The sequence below is a fragment of the Streptomyces sp. CBMA156 genome (assembly GCF_014596515.1).
In the GTDB taxonomy this organism is placed as follows: Bacteria; Actinomycetota; Actinomycetes; order Streptomycetales; family Streptomycetaceae; genus Kitasatospora.
This window is the reverse complement of sequence record NZ_MSJQ01000221.1, coordinates 1-4377: the sequence shown is the minus strand read 5'-3', so window position 1 is coordinate 4377 and position 4377 is coordinate 1. Positions and strand designations below refer to the sequence as shown.

Here is a 4377-nt window from a genome sequence, read left to right as displayed (position 1 = left end):
CCGGCGGCCCGCCCGGCCGTCACCGGCCGGGGCCCGCACCGCACCCGCCGCGGCCGCGCCACCGTCCCGTCCCGGGTGCTCACCGCCCACCGCCCCCGCCGTGACGGCCACCCGTACGACACCCACGTCCTGCCCTGCGGGCCGACCCCCACCCTGCGCCCGGTCGACCTGGACACCCTCCCCGACCTCACCGCCGAATCCGGCCGCGGCCTCTTCCTCATCCACGCCCTCACCGACCACGTCCAGCTCCGCAACCACCCGCTGCGGGGCGCGATCGTCAGCTTCGACAAGATCCTCAAGTGGCAGGACGGGGCACTGCTGCGCGCCGCGTCCTGAACGGGGCGGGTCAGCGGCGGAGGGCCTCGGCGGGTTCCACGGTGGCGGCGCGCAGGGCCGGGTAGAGGCCGGCCAGCAGGCCGACCAGGCTGCCGGCGAGCGGCGCGGGCAGGACCGTCCAGGGCTGGAGCAGGGCGGTCCAGTCGCGGGCCAGGGCGACCAGCACCACGACGGCGACGCCGACGGCGGTGCCGATCAGTCCGCCGAGCGTGCCGAGGACGGTGGACTCGGTGAGGAACTGGGCCGCGATGTGCCGGGGGCGGGCCCCGAGGGCGCGGCGCAGGCCGATCTCCCCGGTGCGTTCCAGGACGGCGACCAGGGTGGTGTTGGCGATGCCCACGGCGCCGATCACCAGGCAGATGGTGGCCAGCAGCAGGAACAGCCCGGTGAGGTCGGTGGAGACGGAGTCCCGCAGGGTCTGCGGGTCGGGCGGGGCGAGGGCCTCGAAGCTCTTGGGGGCCTCCGGGCGCAGGGCGGTCGGGGCCTGGGAGGCGACCAGGCCGGCCGCGCCGGTCCGGGTGCGGATCACCATCCGGGCGCGTCCGCTCTCGCCGGGTTGCGGGTTGCCCCAGAGCGTCCTGGCGGTGGTGGTGGGCACCATGATGTCGAGGGCGGTCTCGGGGAGCCGGGTGCTGCCGTCGATGATGCCGATGACGGTGAACCCGACGCCGTTGACGAACACCGCGGGGTGGGCGTCGAGGCGGCTGATGCCGAGCCGTCCGGCGGCGGCCGAGCCCAGGACGGCGACGCGCAGGCCGCGTTCGCCGTGGAAGGCGTTGTAGACGGTGCCGGCGGAGACCCGGGCCTCGATCGCGTCGAAGCCGCCGGGGGAGAGTGCCAGGACGTTCAGCCCGGTGCCGGAGCCGGGGCCGGGCACCGGGGAGGTGGCGATCTTCGGGTCGGTCAGCGGCGCGCTCCAGTAGACCCCGGCCGCGACCGCGCCGTTGAGCCCGTCCACCCGGCGGTCGGCGTCGTCGGGGAAGTCCATGGGGGCACGGTGCCGGCCGTCTCCGAGGACCACGTCAGGCCCGCTGCCGACCAGGGTGACCGTGGTGTTCTGCAGGGCCGAGAAGCGCTTGCCGATCTGGCCGGTGGCGCTGGAGGTGAGCCCGAGGACGGCGACGAAGGCGCCGACGCCGAGGACGGTGCCCAGCAGGGTGAGCACCGAGCGGCCGGGCCGCTGCACCATGCCGGACAGCGCCTCGCCCAGCAGGTCGCGCAACTTCAGTCGGGAGAGCGGTACTTCGGCGGCGCCGGGGCGGCGTCGGGGCAGCATCCTCACCGTTCGGCCGCCGTCCCGGCCGCGGTGAGCCGGCCGTCCCTGATGGTGATGGTCCGCCGGGCACGGTCGGCGACCTCGCGGTCATGGGTGATGACCAGCAGGGTCAGCCCGCCCTCGTGCAACTCCTCGAACAGTTCCATGACGCGCAGGGCGGTGGCCGAGTCGAGGTTGCCGGTCGGTTCGTCGCACAGCAGCAGCGATGGCCGGTTCACCAGGGCGCGGGCGACGGCGACCCGCTGCCGCTCGCCGCCGGACATCCGGGAGGGCAGTGCCTCGGCCCGGTGGCCGAGGCCGACCCGCTCCAGCACCCGCCGGGCGGCGTCGGCCCGGCCGGCCCGGGGTGAGCCGGTGTAGACCTGGGCGAGCATCACGTTCTCCATGGCAGTGCGGTACGGCAGCAGGTGGAAGGACTGGAAGACGAAGCCGATCCGCAGGCCGCGCAGCGCGGTGCGGCGGGCCTCGGAGAGCGCGCCGGTGTCGATGCCGTCGAGTTCGTAGGTGCCGCCGCTGGGGCGGTCGAGCAGCCCGAGCAGGTTGAGGAAGGTGGACTTGCCGGAGCCCGAGGGACCGACCACGGCGGCGTACTCACCGCGGGCGATCTCCAGGTCGTGGGGGTGCAGGGCGGTGACCGGCGGCGGCCCGGGGAAGGTGCGGGACACTGCGCGCAGCCGGATCACCGGCGGGGTGCCGGGCTCAGGGGCCGTTCGGTCGCCGGTGCCCGGGTGGTCCTCGCTCACCGGCCCACCACGACCTGCTCGCCGGCCTTGAGTTCGGCCCCGGCGGCGGGTTTGACCTCGACGAATCCGTCCGCGGCGACACCCGCGGTCACGTCCACGGCGCGCCGGGCGCCGTCGGGGCCCGCGACGGACACCGAGGTGCGGCCGTCGACACCCGAGCTGATGGCCGAGGAGGGCACGGCGAGCACCTCGCCCTGGGTGGAGGCGGCGACGACGGTGATCCGGACGTCCTGGCCCTCCAGCGCCGGATCCCAGGGCGCGTCGGGGGTGACGACGAGCGGGACGTACGGGTCGGTGCCGGCGCCCGGGGCCGCCGGTGCCGCGCTGGCGCCGCCGCCCCCGGCCGGGCTGCCGGGAGTGACGAGCGCACCCACCGAGCCGACCTTGGCGGGGAGTTGGATGCCCGTGGTCTCGGACAGCACGGTGACGTTCATGCCGGGCTTGACCAGCGGGGCGTCGCTGGGCAGCAGGTGGCCGGTCAGGTTGAGGCCGCCGGCGGTGAGGGTGAGGACCGGGGCCGTCACCTTGTCACCGACCTTGGCGCCGACGGAGCCCACCCGGGCCGGCAGCGCGGGCAGGAACACCACCTCGGCGGCGGGCAGTTGAGGGCCGTCCTTGGCCTGGGCACGAGCCAGTTCCTGCTGCTTGGCGGTGAGGTCGGCGCGGGCGCGGGCGAGCGCGGCGGCACCCCCGGCGGGGGCGCCTGCTGCCGGGGCCGGTGCGCCGGACTTGGTGGCCGCCGCGGTCGGCTCGCTGCCGGGTGAGGGTTGGTTCTCCAGGTCCTGGACGGCCTGCCTGGCCTGGTCCACGGCCTGCTGGGCGGTCCTGACGGCGGCGGCGCTCTGGTCGCCGGTGGTCGGCACCGGGTAGCCGAGCTTCTGGTAGAGCTTGGTCACGGCCGTCTTGGTGGAGGCGCCGAAGTACCCCTTGTCGTCGCCGCCGGAGTAGTACCCCATGCCCCGGAGCACGTCCTGCAACTGGCCGATGTCGCCGCCGGTCTCGCCCGGTGCCATGTCGCGGTAGGCGGGCGTCGCGCCGGGCAGGGCGATCACCGGCCGCCCGGACACCTCGGCCAGCACCTGCCCGGAGTTCACCGCGTCCCCGCTGCCGACCTTGAGCGAGGTCACGATCGGGGGGCTTCCGCCGGGGCCGCCGGCGCTGGCCGAGACCGCGCCCGGCTGCACCGGGAAGGACTGCCCGGCCGTGAACACCCCGCGCAGGACGGTGGTGTTGGACAGCACCCGCTGCACCACTGGCGCCGTGAGCACCGAGGCGGGTGGCGCCTTGGCGTCGGCGGCGGCCTGCTCCGGTGAGCGGATCAGGGTGGCGGCCCACATCCCGCCCCCGGCGGTGACCGCCGCGGCCAGGGCGATCACGATGATCAGCCGCCGTCGCCGGCGTGCGGTGGACCCGGCCGGGGTGGCGGGTCCGGCTGCGGTGGCCTCGGGCTCGGGTGTTTCCACGGCTTCCAACTCCGGTACTTCTTTCGGTACTTCGCGCTCGGACAGGGTCAGCTGCCGGGGGACGGTCCGGCGGTGCTGCCCGGGCAGGGCAGCGGGTTCTGGATGTCCGTGACCTTCCATGCCCCATTGATTTGACGCATGGTCATGACGCTGAGTTGCTCCGGGCGTTCGCCGACCTGCCGGATCTCCTGGCCGGTTCCGGCATCGACCAGCCGCCAGCCGTTCAGGTTCACGCAGTCGTAGAGCCGCCGGAGTTCGCCGTCCACCCGCATGCCGATCAGCCGGTGTGCGACCTCGCCGTTCATCCGCCTTCCGTCCTGGCGGAGTCGTTCCACCGAGGCGCGGAGGATGGAGAGGTTCGGCTCGTCGGCGTGGGAGTCCAGCGGCGCGGCCTGGACGTCGGCGGCGCGCGCCACCTTCGTCCACTCGTCCCAGTACGCGAGGTAGGGCTGCCGGAGGTCGGCATCGACGGCGGTCAGCCGCTCGCCGGCCGGGCCGGTGGCGGTCGCGCCGTCCGGGGCCGCGGAGGAGGCGCCGGAGCAGCCTGCGGCGGCCAGGG

4 protein-coding genes and 1 pseudogene are annotated in these 4377 nt (G+C 75.1%); 1 reads left to right on the top strand and 4 read right to left on the bottom strand.

Features of this window, described 5'->3' with window-relative positions; translation table 11 throughout:
- Positions 1–336, top strand: a pseudogene (locus BU198_RS42250) (ATP-binding protein); the annotation flags it as partial.
- Positions 337–346: 10 nt separating this feature from the next.
- On the opposite strand, the gene BU198_RS18485 reads toward BU198_RS42250, so the two are convergent.
- The 4 genes from BU198_RS18485 to BU198_RS18470 form a co-directional block, all read right to left on the bottom strand.
- Positions 347–1612: an ABC transporter permease gene (locus BU198_RS18485; protein WP_188297969.1), complete on the bottom strand. Its 1266-nt coding sequence runs from the start codon at positions 1610–1612 to the stop codon at positions 347–349.
- A 2-nt stretch (positions 1613–1614) separates the two neighbouring features.
- Positions 1615–2355, bottom strand: coding sequence for an ABC transporter ATP-binding protein (locus BU198_RS18480; protein ID WP_188297968.1), 741 nt, complete (start codon positions 2353–2355; stop codon positions 1615–1617).
- Entirely contained in the window at positions 2352–3818 is a 1467-nt protein-coding gene (locus BU198_RS18475) for a peptidoglycan-binding protein (protein ID WP_411293208.1), read from the bottom strand. The genes BU198_RS18480 and BU198_RS18475 overlap by 4 nt, the downstream gene beginning before the upstream one ends.
- A gap of 47 nt (positions 3819–3865) precedes the next feature.
- Positions 3866–4377 (bottom strand): hypothetical protein (locus BU198_RS18470; RefSeq protein WP_188297966.1); only part of this gene is annotated, 512 nt, incomplete at its 5' end.

Bases quoted from the DNA above. Each gene is read 5' to 3' on its own strand.
- BU198_RS18485 (WP_188297969.1), bottom strand. From the start codon at position 1,612: ATGCTGCCCCGACGCCGCCCCGGCGCCGCCGAAGTACCGCTCTCCCGA.